Source organism: Neobacillus bataviensis LMG 21833, from assembly GCF_000307875.1.
Taxonomy (GTDB): Bacteria; Bacillota; Bacilli; order Bacillales; family Cytobacillaceae; genus Neobacillus; species Neobacillus bataviensis.
Window position 1 is genome coordinate 1 of the sequence record NZ_AJLS01000155.1, and the last position, 14,949, is coordinate 14,949.

Consider the following 14,949-nt stretch of genomic DNA (forward strand, 5'->3'; position numbering starts at 1 on the left):
TCGAGTCCATTTAGGCCCATTAAAATAATTATATAGAAAGTGTCTGACCCCCGGTACGGTAATGTATCGAGGGTCAGGCACTTTTTTTTCTTTATTAAACTATTAATGATGCTGCATTTCTCCTATTTTTATCTGGTTGCCCTTTTTAATTCGAAGCAGTGGCAGCATAACTAATGCTCCAATAATGAATAAGCCTGAAGCTATCATGTACAGGGTGCTAAGTGAAAATTGACCCTTTAGTACTCCAACTAAGCTCATGTTCAATACCATGCCGCCCATGAAAAGTGGGTTTAAGATTCCGTTCACCCTGCCCACAAACGCATCATCTGCATTCGAAAGAATCAGTGTATTACACGCAATATGGATGAGCGGTACCATCATTCCGGAGATGAATTGAGCGCAAAGTGCCAACCAAATTAGTTTAACTGAACCCATCGTTGATACAGAAACAGCACTTAGGATAAAACCAGTTAAAAGCATTGACTGTGACGAGATTTTCTTAGAAATTCCCATCGCTACGACCCCGCCAAGAATCATCCCTACACCATTTACGGCTGTAAACCATTGCAGATTCTGTGGGGTTAAACCTAGATGTTCGGTAACCAAAAAGATACCAAGTGGATTGACTAATCCAAGCCCCATTCCCGCAGCCAAAAAGAAGCCGCCCATTAAAATAAATATCTTATTAGAGAAGACGTAACGCAAGCCCATTTTCATTTCTTGTGGTAAATTAGCTGCTGGTGAGGATTCTATTTTTTGATCAGGAGGAAGAAATGTAAGCACAACGGCGGATAGAAGGAAACAAGCCCCCATGAGAGCAATTGCAACATTAATTCCAAATCGAAAGTAGACTAGAGTGCCAATCATTGGTCCTAAGATCATAAAGATAGCCTGTATCATCTGGTTCATGGACATTCCAAGCTGCATTAAGGAATCAGGTACGTGAAGCTTAAATAACTTCATTCCCGAAGGCTGCGAGAATTGAGATAAAATAGATGAAACTAAGGTGGCAAAGAAGATTGCTTCCCACCCGCCATATATTAGTGCCAGCAGCACGACGAAAATGGATAGTGCACTCAACACATCACATAGCACCATCGTCAGTTTGGGCCTCCAACGATCGGCGAAGGTCCCGCCAATGAAAGAGAAAAGAAAGATTGGACCAAATTCGGCAACAGATATCATTGAAATGGCGAAGGGGTCCTTATTTGTCTGTTCTGTAACGAAAAGCAAAATAGCAAAATTTCGTACCCAGATGCCCAGCTGAAGGAATAGACCAGATAACAAAATGGATTGGACGAAGCGGTTGGCAAACAATGACCGCATTGTTGGAGCATGCGCTTGAGTTTGGTTTGACATATTAAAACATCACCTTTCATGTAAGATGGTCTTATCATACGGCAGAAGAAGACACTATTAACCGCAAAGTTTACGCACGAATGACCTAAAGATTTTGCGGTCACCCCGCAAACAACAAGATGATATTGAAGTACATACTCTTACTATTAAAGAACTCTCGGATCCACTACAGTAAAAATGCACTTCTCACGCAAGAATTTTTCGGTTCAGACATGAGCTTTATCGTGTAAACTCAGGATATAAGGAAAAAGTTTTCTCAAAAATATGATGGAGATGTGGTGATAAAGGTAATGGAAATGACAAGCCAGTTTAATTGGATCTTTGAAACAATCACGAATCATACATTAGATATCATTGCTATTATCGATCAAAATCGAAGGATACAGTTTACAACACCGGTTTTTTTCGAAATATTTGGTTCTAGTCCTGAAGAATTACCCAATCTCGATATATTCGATAAAGTACACCCTGAAGACAGGGAATGGTTAATGGAAAGACATAGGAATGTCATCAAGAATCAGCAAAAATCTTCTAGCGAATATCGAGTGATTGATAAAATTGGTGAGATTAGATATCTCGAATGTAAAACAACACCTATTCCTGACACGGAGGATCATCTTACGGTTGTTGCAATTAGAGATATCACGGAAAGAAAAAAAATGGAGAATGAGTTGCAGCGGAGAAAAGATCGCTATGAAGTTTTGCAAAAAAGCCTAAAAAGTTTCTCTCAAGACCTGTCTTCTGTCATGAAGGTTTCGGATCTTGAAGAGCGATTACTTAAAGAGGTAAGGACAATCATAACAGGGTCAGAACCGGATATTCTCATTTTGAATCGGGAAAATAAAGATTTCAAAGGAAGTTCAAGTTTGACAGTGGGGAAAGTGGAAACAGGGGGGGATAGGTTTTTTATTAAAATAGGAGAGCGAAAAGATTGCCACTATGTCCTTACCCTTAATACCAAGTCCATCTTTGAAACGATGGACTTGATCTGGTTAGAAACCTTGGTTTGCCACACTGTCATGGTATTTGAGAATCTAAATGTTATTGAGAATTTAATGTATCAATTGGAATCCGCCTTGCAAAGCAATGAAACTCCACGGTGGGTCTTGAGGCTGTTATTTAACCTTCAGGAAAAGCAGCGCCAGAACCTATCAAGTGATTTGCATGACACGGTTTTACAGGATCAGATTGATTTATTCCGAAAACTAGAAGCGTTGCCAAATCAATATGAGGTCGACAGTATGGTAAGAGGGCAGCTCAAAGGTATTGAACAAGGTTTACTGGACACCATCCATCAAATAAGGATGACATGCAATGAACTAAGGCCTCCTCTGCTTAGAGAACTTGGCCTTGAAAGGGCATTAGAAAATTTATTTGAATACACTCAGGTTTCTTCCACGTTTAAAATTGTTTTTAACACATTTAATACAAGTACCCTTTCATTAAATGAGGAGCTGACAATTGGAATTTATCGGATTGTCCAGGAGTTACTAAACAATGCAGCTAAGCATTCCAAGGCCTCAATCCTAAGCTTCCAGATTCGAAATCAAGATGAAAAACTGAAAATCGCATATTCAGATGATGGAGTCGGCTTTAATCTAGAAAAGCTGTTTCCGACTTTTAACAACATGGGACTATCAAGTATGAGACAGCGGGTCCAAAGTCTTAATGGTCAGATTGAGTTTTCTTCGCAACCGGGTCAGGGCCTAAAAGTAATGATAGCTTTTCCGATTATTGGATTTTTAAGATGACATAGTAGGAGAGATGTTTAGGATGATTAAGATATTAATTGTGGATGACCACTTATCAATTATTGAAGGAACAAAAATGCTGTTAGAACAGGAGCCAGATTTCAAAATAACGGTAGAAAATAGTTCATTAAATGCCTTAGATCAGATCAAGCTGCATCAATATGACGTGTTGTTATTCGATTTATATATGCCGCATCTCAACGGACTTGAACTATCAAAGAAAGCTTTAGCCTACAATCCAAGCCTGATTATATTAATCTATACTGGTTTTGATATTAAACCTCATTTTAATTTATTAGTAGAAGCAGGTGTCTCTGGATTCTTGTCAAAAACTTCCTCAAGGGAAGATCTGGTATCTGGTATCAGATGTGCACTCCGACAACAGGTTGTTTTGCCACTTTCGTTAGTAAGAGAATTAAGAAGACCAGGCATTATTGCAGATGAAAACGATTCACATGAAAAAGTGATCCTGTCCGGATTGGAAGAAGAAATTCTGTCTGAGCTTGCTAAAGGGAAAAGTACAAGAGAAATAGCCGGAGCGTTATCGATGAGCCAACGGTCATTGGAGTATAATTTAACCGCTCTTTATCAAAAGTTTGGGGTTAGAACAAGGGTTGATACTATTCAAAAAGCAAAAAAGCTGGGATTAGTTCCAGAGGAGGAATTAAAATAAACTGATGAATCTGCCATTTCGGCGGATTTTTTTTATGAAGAATTATATATATTGCGGAGTTACCCCAAATTTCTGCGGGGGTTCTCCAAATGTCTGCGGTTTATAAGGTATGGAATCGCCGTAGAATGAAACCATCCAGTACAAATGGGAACCCCATTCTGAGCAGTACTCATGAATAAATAAATTATGGAGGTAATTTTATGATTACAATTCAAGAAGTTTCAAAGGTTTATTCGTTAGAATCAGGAGATTTTTTTGCATTGAACAATAACAACATTCACATCAATAAAGGGGAATTCGCTGCGATCATGGGTCCAAGTGGTTCTGGAAAAAGTACGCTTTTGCAGTTAATCGGCGGACTCGACCAGCCATCTTCTGGAAATCTGATTGTCGATGGAATCCAATTAAATAATCTGAATGAAAAGGAAAGAACGTTATTTCGCCGGAAGAAAGTAGGATTTGTATTTCAAAACTATCAACTCCTTCCGATGATGACAGTTTCGGAGAATATCGCACTTTCACTTTCCGCTAATAAAGCTTCCAAAACTGAAATAAACTTACGGGTTCAACAATTGTTGAAGGACGTCAACCTAGAAGGGAAAGGTTCACAATTTCCATCACAGTTAAGCGGCGGGCAGCAGCAGCGGGTTGCGATTGCCAGAGCCTTAGCGATGAAGCCGCAGCTGATTTTAGCTGACGAGCCAACAGGAAACTTGGACCAGAAAAATGGGGAAGATATTTTGGCGCTTCTCTCAAAATTAAATAATGAAGAGCAAATCACCATTGTAATGGTCACCCATGATCTGCAGGCTGCAGCAGCTGCTGGTCGGATTATCGTGATCCGAGACGGGGAAATCGTAAATGACCAGAAAAAAGGAGTGTTGGGACATGAATCTATGGCTAGTAGCCTGGCGTAATCTTATGCGTAGAAAGCTGCGCAGCTTTCTAACAATCATGTCAATTGTCATCGGTGTAGCTTCCACATTTGCCGTTATTGCAGCAGTCGATTCTGCCGAGAAGGCCTTTCCAGTCTATTTAAAATCGGCATTTGGGAAAGCAGATTTTAATTTGAATGGTTCTGAGGCATATTTTTCAGAAGAAGTTTATAAGAAAGTAGAAAAATTGGATCAGATAGAGTCAATTGCTATTTTGAAAAAAAATACAAAGGTGAAGATGCAGGTTGACGGGATATCCTCCATTCAAAAAAGAGTCGAACTTAGCGGATACAGCGACCTCGATACACCGGTTACTGATTTCAAAGTGATAAAGGGGAATTTAACCGCCGGTGGTGCCGTGATTACGGACCGGACGGCAAAGGTATGGAAAAAGGATATCGGTGATACCATTTCTTTTGATACTGACAAAGGCACTCAACGGATCAAAATAACGGCAATCGTCAAATATACCGTCGAACTTATGGGACCTAGCAGCTGGAGTATGGCGAACTATCACCCATGGTCAATAGCGGTTCCATTAACGGTTGTCCAGGATTGGTTTGGTTTATATGGAAAAATCCAAAATATACAGGTGAAGGCGGTTAATGGGGCAGGTATTGGGCAGATAGAGCAGGAATTAGACCAGTTTGTGAAACAGGTTGATGGAATCTATATGCAGCCAGTCGTCATCGATTTCGATACGCAATTCAAGACATTGGATTCTTTCTTTCTAGCACTTTATATTGCTGGGTTTCTAGGAATTGCTCTTAGTGCGTTTATTATTTTTAATTCTTTGTACGTCAGTATGAAAGAGCGCAAGAACGAATTTGCTGTGCTCAAGACAATTGGCTACACCCCAGCGCAAATACAGGGGATGGTGATGTTTGAGGTAATCCTGCTCTCAATCCTAGGTACTGTCGTGGGCTTATTGATAGGTTATGGTCTTGGTCTCGGGTTAAAGTCACTCATTTTCATGATCTACGGTATCCATGACGAAAGCAGTATGGTGCTGGCAAAAGGAGTAATCATCTCGTTGCTTGCCGGTCTGTTCGTTCCTGTCATTGCTTCTATACATCCAATCCGTCAAGCGGGCAGAGTCAGCGTCATCGAAGTATTAAAGGAAAATCGAGCAGCTTCATTTCAATCAAAAAAGTGGCTTGGAATAATTGGAGTACTACTCATTGCATCCGGATTTTTTATCAAAAGTTTACTTTTGGTAGTTCCATTAATGATTGGGATTGCCCTTGTGTTTCCCTATTTGTTTAAACTATTTGATTTCTTGTTAAAAGTTATTTATAAAATACTTTTCGGATTCACTGGCGAATTGGCGACACGGAATCTAAATAGAAATATTGGCCGGACCTCCATGACCTCTGTGATTCTCTGTTTGGGTATCGCCATGATCGTTTTAATGAGCTCACTGAACTCTGCTCTTTTGCAGACATATGAAAGGATTATCTATTCCTCTTACGGGGGGAATTTGGATATCATGTTCCATCATATTGAAAAAGAGGATTTGGGCAAGTTGAAAAATACGGAAGGTGTTGCAGATGCTCAAAAGTGAGGATGTGAGTCCGCTGCAACTAAGAGAAAATATTTTTGCACAATTTGAGGAAAGGATTGAATCCATGTTTGGACCGGAAGATTGGGTATCGGTTATTGGTGCTACGTATACAGGCTCCTTCTCAATTATTAACGGTTTGATTATTCTATCCATCATCGTTTCTGGAATTGGGATTACCAATACCCTACTCATTAGTACTATGGAGCGGATTCGCGAGATTGCGATGATGCGGGCAGTTGGTGTCACTCGCCGGCAAATCATCGGGATGATTTTACTAGAAGGTTTCGGCATTGGGCTGGCGGCGACGGTCATCGGTACATTGTTTGGCATTGTTGTTAGCTTAGTTTCCAGCTTTACACCGGCCTCAAGAGCGGCTAAGACGAAGTTAAGTGAGACCTTACGGTATGAGTAGGTTGCTTTTTAAAGTGTTACTGCCGTTGATTTTGCTCTCGGCATGAATGTTTGTTAAGAGGTTTTATCGGGTAATGCCAACTTGATGATAGATTAGGAGTGACAAAAATGAAAAAAATGGGCAATTGCGGGGATCCTTTATGTTACCGTCGTAATACTAGGATTCCAGGTTTATGATAAATGGATTGCCGAGGATAAAGGTACAGCCGCTCAGGCAAACGGCCATGGAGATAAAATGGAAATGGGCGGTAAACAAGATGAGAGTGGAGGTCATCAAGAGGTGGATAGTGAAAGCGGTCATGCACATGGAGATAGTTCCACAACCCATGATGGCAGTGAGGTCAATGCATTTGTACAAAATGATAATAGCAGCATAAACATTTTCTTAAAAGATAAAGCGGGAAACCCGATTGATGAGTTAGAAGTAAATCATGAGAGGAAGTTACATTTAATCATAGTAGATGAACAATTGCAGAAGTATTATCACGTGCACCCTGAACGAACTGGAGAAGGCGAATTTACAATTGAAAATAACCTTCCTGACGGGTTTTATAAAGCGTTTATCGATATTAAACCGAAAAATTTTACTTACAAAGTGGAACCAGTTCCATTTATTGTAGGTAATCCGAGTGATGCAACACACGGTCATGAGCTTAACCCAGACACTAATTTTAGCAAAACAGTGGATGAAGAATCGGTAACATTAAAGGTTAGTTCATTTAAGGCAGGCGAACCCGTCACGTTATCCTTCGATTTAGATCAAACGAATTTGACCTCATATTTAGGAGCAATGGGGCATGTCGTGATTCTTGATGAATATGGTAAAGAGTTTCTTCATGTTCACCCGTCAAATGATAATGAGCCGATTTTTGAAACAACCTTCGATAAACCAGGTATCTACAAAATTTGGGCTGAGTTTAAGCAAAATGGCACAGTTAGAGCCTTCCCATTTGTTATCGAAATAAAAAAATAAAAAACTATTTAAAGGGAGTGGACGTATATGAAAAAGCAGTGGAATGTTGGAATCGTATTATTTGATGATGTGGATGTCCTAGATTATTCTGGACCATTTGAGGTGCTTTCTTTAACCGTGAACGAACCTCAAGAAGTAAGAGAATTATTAACGCAGGGGATTCCTGCCAAGAGAAGACCTTTTAAAGTTTGGACAATTTCCAAAGCTGGCAGTGTCGTTACATCCAATAATGGACTAAAAATTGTTCCAGACTATAGTTTTGAAAATATAAATCAAAACCTAGACATTCTTATTGTCCCAGGTGGACCTTTTAAAGCCATTAAAGCCTGTCTTCAAGACCGCCAATTGATTCATTGGATTGGCTCATTCAGTCAAGCCGGCGGAATCATCGCTTCCGTTTGTTCAGGAGCTATTTTGTTAGCGGAGGCTGGGGTGTTAACGGGGAAAACGGCGACCACCCATCCATATGCTTATGATTACTTGGAACAGGCATATACAGATATAGAAGTGGTTCGAAATATACGTTTTGTTGATAATGGCAATGTTCTAACATCAGGGGGCGTATCTGCAGGCATAGATATGTCTATCTATTTAGTAAGTAAATTGCTGGGAGATGAGGCTGCTGCAACGACAGTTGCTACATTGGTATATCCATACTATGATAGTGAGCTCCATCTAAAATCGGTTTAGTTACAAAACCTTTTAATATATAGATGTAAATCGTTCAGGACTTTTTTCAAAAGTGAATCCAAAAGCCCATATTGGATTCATTTCCCTCCTAATGTGTAAGTTATGACTCTAGTTATTGGAAAAGGAGTTCAGGGACAGCCAGTATCCAAAAAATCCACCAATAGGCGGATTTTTTTTGCACCATTTCGGTTTCCCACAAAAAACTTGCGGTATCACTCAAAAACCCTGCGGTTATGGTACACAAACTGTGCGGTTCGGAAGAGATCAAAGAAACGTACAATAAAACCATCTAATACACACGTACGAAAGGGGTTATGATCTTGAGCGATTTTAAGTTATTTTTACCATATGTGAAGCAAGTAAAAAAACTATACATGTTAGGATTTGTGGGGAGCCTGTTTCGATTCCTGATCCCGCTGTTTGTTCCTTTAATCTTAAAATATATTTTTGATCAGTTACTGCAAAATGAAGCATTGACTCGCAGGGAAATGCTAGAGCAATTATTGTTCATTGCCACCGGGATGCTTGTTATTTTTCTGTTCATCCGCACCCCAATGGAATATATAAGGCAATTTTGTATTCATAAGGCCAACAATACCATTATCAAAAGACTGCGGAAAGATGCCTTTAAAAAAGTTCATTCACTGGATGCAAAGTATTTTGTCGAAAACAAGAGCGGTGAAATTGGCACTCGCTTTTTCGATGATATTGAAAAGGTAAAAGGGTTCCTGACAGCTATGTTTGGAAACATCTGGATTGAAACAATTGTGCTATTATTTGTCGTAGTAGTGATGCTGACTTTAAATATAAAATTAACAATCCTTTCGGTTTTGCTTGTCGGCTTTCAATTTGTTTTGGCGCATATTTTATCGAAAAAGTTTAAAAAGTCAACTAGGAGCATGATGAGTTACCGTTCGGTAATGAGTGGGTTTATTTTTGAAAAAATCCAAGGGGCTTTTCTTTCGAAATTATTTGCTTCTGAAAAGCGTGATAAGGAAGAGTTAAACCAGCACTTAACACACTTTGACCGGTTAACAGATAAGCGCATGCTAAGGTAAATGCAGTGATGTTAGCTTCTGTTAACGTTCTTAGTGACATGACACCGTTTATAGTCGCTATTGTGGCGAGTTTATTTGTAATTGATGGGAGTTTAACGGTCGGCAGTTTAATTGCCTTTTTTGCCTATGTCGATAAAATGAGAAGTCCTGTTGCGGCATTGGTCAATGCCTATCCGGCGATCACGGAAGGAAGTGTAGCACTAAATAGGCTTTTCACTTTCTTTAGCACACCACAAACAATTCAAGAAAAAGCGAATCCTGTTATTTTAAAACAGTTCACTCATTCTATTAAGCTAAATAAGGTCTCTTTTTCTTACGATGGTAAGGATGAATCCATCTTCCTCATCGTTGTTCTGAAAGGATCTTTCGTCTTTGCTGCGGACTTAATTCGAGAGATAAAAGGGGATGTGAAAGTCGATTTCATTTCTGTTTCGAGTTACAGCGATCAAACGGAAACAACTGGGAAGGTTAAGCTGTTGAAGGATTTGGATACCGATATAACGAATAAGAATGTTGTGGTCGTTGAGGATATTATCGACAGCGGCCTCACCTTACATTTCTTACGGGATCATTTGAACATGCATAAGCCAAAACAAATTAAAATCTGCACACTTCTAGATAAACCGGAAAGAAGAAGGGTGGAATTGCCTGTTGATTATGTCGGTTTCGTTATCCCTGATGAATTCATTGTAGGTTACGGGATTGATTTTGCACAAATGTATCGAAATTTACCTTATATTGCAACGGTTGAAGAGTATTAGAGTAAAGGAGATTTGATCAAGGTGAATGATTAATATTTACGAACAGTGCTAGGCACTGTTCGTTTTTATTCTGTTAAAGTAATACTAGTTCCTTCTCTAATAGTCCAACCTCTATAAGACCATTTAGTATTCCGTCAGCAGATGAAGAAGTTGTGATAATATCTGCCGCCGCCTTTGCTTCTGGGACAGCATTTCCCATTGCAACACCTGTTCCAACCAGCTTCAGCATCTCCAAGTCATTCAACCCGTCGCCGAAAGCATAGCTGTTCTCGACGCTAATATCCAGGATATCTAACATTTTGCAGATTCCGACCGCTTTTGAAGCACCATTTGGGAGAATATCATAGGCATTATCGTCCCATTTAACAAAACTGAAATCAGGGTACTTGTCAAAATACATTTGTACGTCCTGTGGGTTACAGTAGAGATGCCCTTGAAAAATGGGCAAATGGGTATAATACTTTTCATCAACCTCAGGATAAGGCATCATTAATGAATCAAATCCAGCCTCAACAAATGGATGATTTCTCTGGCTGACCTTGTAATCATTGTGGCTGCAGTAAGCTAAGGCATGCCCGTTGTTTGCTGTCATCGTCGAAAGGGATTGCAGCATGTCAGGGTCAATCGGGTTAGAATAAATTTCTTTGCCCTCAAATACCACATATTGTCCATTCATCGATACATAGGAATCAATATTTAGTTCCTTTTGAACCCAGTAAAACATATTCGGAACACGGCCCGTAGCAATAACAGTATGAATCCCTTTTTCCTGAAGCAATTGAACAGCTCTCTTCGTAGAAGCTGGAATTTTCTTTTCTTCATTTAATAACGTCCCGTCAATATCGAAGAACACAATTGATTTTTCCATTTTCCTGCACCTCCGTATAATACAACACCGTCGTTACGCTCAGATGGATCTGATCACGCCGACATGGTGTTGTATCGTCCTACAGAAATAGCATATTTTATGAAACGCGTTTCAGGTCAAGTAATTTGAGGGAGGTTTTTTCGATGAACGAGCGGAAGTAGTGGGGGAGGAATCTTTTACTCTCGTATTGGTGATTACAGCCAACGACCTTATCTAAACAACAACAAATATACTTTATTGCAGGGGGAATTCTTTTGCCATTTTAAGTGTTATTTTATATTTTGCACCTTAAAAGAGAACCCGTTTTAAAATTCCAATCAGCTCCTTTTTTTTAGATTTTTGCCGATGTGAGTACCCACATTTAAGACTGATCCTATCAAAATAAAGTAAAAAAGAATTTGGATTGTCGAGTTAAGGAATACCGGGAATGGATGATTCAGGATGCACAATCTTTAACGATGTATATGTTAGCAGTTGAAGGTGTGAAACTTCCTTAGTTCTTTATAGAGCCAAAATGTTGAACAATCGGGGGGCTAGAGTTAAATAAGTACGATCCAGCTTCAACTTGCCTTTGATCTTCAACAATCGGGTGTACCTCTTAAGTGAGAAGGCTATTTTAGATCGGTTACTACACAATGTAGAGGTTACTGGCTCGTACTATGAATTTTGAGTTTTTAGGGACAGTTTTTACAAGTAATACAATAATATGTGAAGTAACGATGCATTAAAAAAAGCCACCAGGATGGCAGCTGGTCCTTCAACTCTTGCAAACGTTAATGAAGTTCCGAAAAAGATTCAAAACCTTCATCCATTTGTTCGATCTCTTTTATTTTTTGGCGTGTATATATATTGGAATATAGCAACAATAAAAGCAATAATACTAAACAACCGCTAATAATCAACAAGAAATATTGGAACCATGCACCGAAATCTAAATAATCCAATTAAAATTCCCCTTTCATATTAACTTTTTTCCTTGACCAAAGGCACTAATTAACTAATTTTTATATACCCCAAAAACAGTAAATGAATCATAATTATTACAGAAAAAATTTCTTGCCTTGAATATAACAATATCGTTTTAGCATGCCTTTTTTGGTCGATATATTGATAACTACGTATACAATATTTTTAATGTCTTATAGGATGTATTTGCTGTCGGATAAAGTAAACGTAACTATCGGAAGACCCCATTTACTGTCGTATAGCTTTCTTGCAAAAAAAACTTGGGCTTCATGCAAAATTAAACTGTTTGCCGCTCAATTAAGGTAACGGGAATTTCTTGATAGGAAATCTCTTTATCAACAATTCCTTGCAAAAATAACTGCCTTCCCATCTCCACCAGAGGAATTTCAATCGTGGTAATGTTCATCATTTTGGCGATAGGTTGATTATTAAAACCGATAAGAGCAAGATCACCTGGTATAGAAAAATTTTGCTGCTGGGCACAGGTGACTATCCCGGCTGCTACTTCATCACTAGTAATCAGCAGAGCAGTAGGGGGATCAGCCATTTGTTTGATCCGCGAAATGACCCGTTCACCATCTTCAAAGTAAAGGCATTCATCAAAAATATAAGCAGGCTCATATGGCAAGTGATTATCTTTAATAAAATCCTTAAAAGCCATTCCCCTAAATATACTATTGGACCCTGTTTTACGGCCAATGCTATAGCCGATTTTTCGATGCCCTTTTTGATATAAGTATTCTAATGCAAAAATAAAAGTTTTATAGTGGTCGACATAGGTGGAGGAAACGTTTTTTCCTCTGGTATCTTCGCATAAAATAATCGGACCATAAGGTGTAAATTCTTCAATGGTTGACCAGTCACAGATCCTTGAACAAATGATTAACGCATCAATCTGCTTTTGTTTCAGCATTTTTAGTGCATCCAGTTCTTTCGCCTCATCGTAGTTAGACTGAAATAACACCAGTTTATAGTTATTTTCTAATGCCTCAATCGCCATCCCTTTCATTAACAGAGCGAAATAAGGATGTTCGATATAGGGTACGACCACTCCGACAAGAAAGGTTTTTCCCATACTTAAATGGATGGCATTAATATTGGGTTGATAATTACTTTCCCGAATGGTTGCTAAAACCGCATTCCGTTTTTCCTCACTTACATATGGGTGGTTATTCAGCACCCGTGATACTGTTGTGACCGAAACACCAGCCATTTTGGCTAATTCTCTAATATTCGTCATTTTATCACCATATTTACTAAGGTTAGATACATAGATTATAGTACATGTCGGATTGAATCAAAAATAAAAGGTGCCTGACACCATTGCTACTACGCGAGTAGTGCTTATGGTGTCAGGCACCCTTTCTGAGTTTTTTTATTTAATTGCTATGCTGACTTTTAGTCGCTTTCCTTTGATTGTGGCATTATCCATGGCTTGTAGCACTAGTGAGCCTTTTCCATTTAGAATATCCACATATGATAAATGGTCTTGGATTGTAATAATACCGATATCTTCAGCTGTTACTCCCGGAATTTTCGCGATGGTCCCAACGAAATCGACTGCACGAATCTTCTTCTTTTTGCCGCCGCTGAAATGGAGTTTCATGATATCTTGGTTGATGCGGGCTGTTTTATTATTCCTGACCACCCGGCGGCCGCTGACTTTTTCTTCGAAAGCTGCCTTTCCTCTAGCAACTTCCTGTGGTTTTGGAGCTTCCATTGAAGGAATCTCAAAGCCAATATATCTTTCAATCGCTTTAACGAATTTTCCTTCATAAGGGGTGGCAAACGTAATAGCCTTTCCTTTATTTCCAGCTCGTCCGGTTCTGCCGGTACGGTGGACATAACTTTCCTTTTCCATCGGTACGTCATAGTTGATCACAAGTGTCACATTATCAATGTCAATCCCTCGTGCAGCAACATCGGTGGCCACTAGGTATCGGAAATTCCCCATTTTGAACCCGTCCATCACGGCAAACCGATCTTGTTGTTCTAACCCTCCATGAAGTCTTTCACATGAATAGTTGGATGCTTCCAATTCAGCGTATACCGTTTCAACATGTTCTTTCGTGTTGCAAAAAATGAGGCAGCTGTCAGGGTTTTCCACAACAGTAACATCTTTAAGCACGGAAAGTTTCTCTTCATCTTTTACATCGATTAATCGATGGTCAATTGTATCCGTAGTAATGCCAGTTGCTTCAATCTCAATATGAATGGGCTCTTTCATATACTTATAGCAGAGACTTTCAACATCCTTCGGCAATGTAGCGGAAAAGACCATTGTGACTCTGTTGGCTGGGAGTTCTTTTATGATTGCTTCAACTTCATCAATAAAACCCATATTCAGCATTTCATCGGCTTCATCGATAACAAGGTACTGAACCTGGTCTAAATCTAGCGTTCCTCTATCGATATGGTCGATGACCCGCCCTGGTGTCCCCACGACAACATGGGTTTTTTGCTTCAATTCTTCCTTTTGCTTCGAAAAAGGTTCTTTCCCATAAACGGCCATAGCCTTTATTCGTTTGAACCTGCCAATATTCGTCATATCATCGCGAACTTGAACCGCAAGCTCCCTAGTAGGAGTGAGAATTAAGGCCTGTGGCTTTTTTTCTTCCCATTCTACCATTTCACATATAGGGATCCCAAAGGCTGCTGTCTTGCCGCTTCCAGTTTGAGATTTTACGATAAGATCGTGTTTTTCCAATGCTGGGGGAATCACTTCCCGTTGAACCTCTGTGGGTGCTTCGTATTTTAATACCGCAAGCGCCCTTGTTATTTCATTGCTTAAGGGATATTCTCCAAAACTTCTTTCACTCATGTAAGAACCTCATTTTTCTATATATTATATAATTTATAAATTTCCACTTTGAGAAATGTCCAGCTCCAGCCCCCTAGCGGCTAGTGTCCTTCGCTCTCCGCCCTACGATAAGTCAACAT

Annotated in this window: 13 protein-coding genes and 1 pseudogene; 9 read left to right on the forward strand and 5 right to left on the reverse strand. The window is 39.4% G+C overall.

Features of this window, described 5'->3' with window-relative positions; genetic code table 11:
- Positions 1–102: 102 nt before the first annotated feature.
- The gene (locus tag BABA_RS23820) at positions 103–1,359 is read right to left on the reverse strand and encodes an MFS transporter (protein ID WP_007087832.1); all 1,257 of its coding nucleotides are present in this window, start codon (positions 1,357–1,359) and stop codon (positions 103–105) included.
- 290 nt (positions 1,360–1,649) lie between these two features.
- On the opposite strand from BABA_RS23820, the gene BABA_RS23825 reads away from it, so the two are divergent.
- The 9 genes and pseudogenes from BABA_RS23825 to hpt form a co-directional block, all read left to right on the forward strand.
- Positions 1,650–3,110, forward strand: a complete 1,461-nt coding sequence (locus tag BABA_RS23825) for a sensor histidine kinase (RefSeq protein WP_007087833.1) — start codon at positions 1,650–1,652, stop codon at positions 3,108–3,110.
- A 22-nt stretch (positions 3,111–3,132) separates the two neighbouring features.
- Entirely contained in the window at positions 3,133–3,783 is a 651-nt protein-coding gene (locus BABA_RS23830; RefSeq protein ID WP_007087834.1) for a response regulator transcription factor, read from the forward strand.
- A gap of 200 nt (positions 3,784–3,983) precedes the next feature.
- Positions 3,984–4,700 (forward strand): ABC transporter ATP-binding protein, encoded by a 717-nt coding sequence (locus tag BABA_RS23835; protein ID WP_007087835.1) that lies wholly within the window; start codon positions 3,984–3,986, stop codon positions 4,698–4,700.
- A complete protein-coding gene (locus tag BABA_RS23840; RefSeq protein WP_007087836.1) occupies positions 4,672–6,282 on the forward strand; it encodes an ABC transporter permease in 1,611 nt (536 codons plus the stop codon). The genes BABA_RS23835 and BABA_RS23840 overlap by 29 nt, the downstream gene beginning before the upstream one ends.
- Positions 6,269–6,694 carry an ABC transporter permease gene (locus BABA_RS28230; RefSeq protein WP_007087837.1) on the forward strand — a complete coding sequence of 142 codons (426 nt, stop codon included), beginning with the start codon at positions 6,269–6,271 and terminating at the stop codon, positions 6,692–6,694. The genes BABA_RS23840 and BABA_RS28230 overlap by 14 nt, the downstream gene beginning before the upstream one ends.
- A gap of 240 nt (positions 6,695–6,934) precedes the next feature.
- Positions 6,935–7,666, forward strand: coding sequence for a hypothetical protein (locus BABA_RS23845; RefSeq protein WP_007087838.1), 732 nt, complete (start codon positions 6,935–6,937; stop codon positions 7,664–7,666).
- 27 nt (positions 7,667–7,693) lie between these two features.
- Positions 7,694–8,356 (forward strand): DJ-1/PfpI family protein, encoded by a 663-nt coding sequence (locus BABA_RS23850; protein ID WP_007087839.1) that lies wholly within the window; start codon positions 7,694–7,696, stop codon positions 8,354–8,356.
- A 320-nt stretch (positions 8,357–8,676) separates the two neighbouring features.
- Positions 8,677–9,414: an ABC transporter transmembrane domain-containing protein gene (locus BABA_RS23855; protein ID WP_007087840.1), complete on the forward strand. Its 738-nt coding sequence runs from the start codon at positions 8,677–8,679 to the stop codon at positions 9,412–9,414.
- A 335-nt stretch (positions 9,415–9,749) separates the two neighbouring features.
- A pseudogene (gene hpt, locus BABA_RS23860) lies at positions 9,750–10,175 on the forward strand (hypoxanthine phosphoribosyltransferase); the annotation flags it as partial.
- 73 nt (positions 10,176–10,248) lie between these two features.
- Here hpt and BABA_RS23865 read toward each other — a convergent pair.
- The 4 genes from BABA_RS23865 to BABA_RS23875 form a co-directional block, all read right to left on the reverse strand.
- The gene (locus BABA_RS23865; protein ID WP_007087842.1) at positions 10,249–11,043 is read right to left on the reverse strand and encodes a Cof-type HAD-IIB family hydrolase; all 795 of its coding nucleotides are present in this window, start codon (positions 11,041–11,043) and stop codon (positions 10,249–10,251) included.
- Positions 11,044–11,816: 773 nt separating this feature from the next.
- A complete protein-coding gene (locus BABA_RS27445) occupies positions 11,817–11,987 on the reverse strand; it encodes a hypothetical protein (RefSeq protein WP_157273253.1) in 171 nt (56 codons plus the stop codon).
- A gap of 299 nt (positions 11,988–12,286) precedes the next feature.
- Positions 12,287–13,249 (reverse strand): LacI family DNA-binding transcriptional regulator, encoded by a 963-nt coding sequence (locus BABA_RS23870; protein WP_007087843.1) that lies wholly within the window; start codon positions 13,247–13,249, stop codon positions 12,287–12,289.
- A gap of 135 nt (positions 13,250–13,384) precedes the next feature.
- Entirely contained in the window at positions 13,385–14,830 is a 1,446-nt protein-coding gene (locus BABA_RS23875) for a DEAD/DEAH box helicase (RefSeq protein WP_007087844.1), read from the reverse strand.
- Positions 14,831–14,949: the final 119 nt, after the last annotated feature.

Excerpts from the sequence above, each read along its gene's own strand:
- BABA_RS23825 (WP_007087833.1), top strand. The coding sequence starts at position 1,650 with ATGGAAATGACAAGCCAGTTTAATTGGATCTTTGAAACAATCACGAAT.
- BABA_RS23845 (WP_007087838.1), top strand. The coding sequence starts at position 6,935 with ATGGGCGGTAAACAAGATGAGAGTGGAGGTCATCAAGAGGTGGATAGT.
- BABA_RS23865 (WP_007087842.1), bottom strand. The coding sequence starts at position 11,043 with ATGGAAAAATCAATTGTGTTCTTCGATATTGACGGGACGTTATTAAAT.
- BABA_RS23820 (WP_007087832.1), bottom strand. The coding sequence starts at position 1,359 with ATGTCAAACCAAACTCAAGCGCATGCTCCAACAATGCGGTCATTGTTT.
- BABA_RS23830 (WP_007087834.1), top strand. The coding sequence starts at position 3,133 with ATGATTAAGATATTAATTGTGGATGACCACTTATCAATTATTGAAGGA.
- BABA_RS23870 (WP_007087843.1), bottom strand. The coding sequence starts at position 13,249 with ATGACGAATATTAGAGAATTAGCCAAAATGGCTGGTGTTTCGGTCACA.
- BABA_RS23875 (WP_007087844.1), bottom strand. The coding sequence starts at position 14,830 with ATGAGTGAAAGAAGTTTTGGAGAATATCCCTTAAGCAATGAAATAACA.
- BABA_RS23840 (WP_007087836.1), top strand. The coding sequence starts at position 4,672 with ATGAATCTATGGCTAGTAGCCTGGCGTAATCTTATGCGTAGAAAGCTG.
- BABA_RS28230 (WP_007087837.1), top strand. The coding sequence starts at position 6,269 with ATGCTCAAAAGTGAGGATGTGAGTCCGCTGCAACTAAGAGAAAATATT.
- BABA_RS23850 (WP_007087839.1), top strand. The coding sequence starts at position 7,694 with ATGAAAAAGCAGTGGAATGTTGGAATCGTATTATTTGATGATGTGGAT.
- BABA_RS23835 (WP_007087835.1), top strand. The coding sequence starts at position 3,984 with ATGATTACAATTCAAGAAGTTTCAAAGGTTTATTCGTTAGAATCAGGA.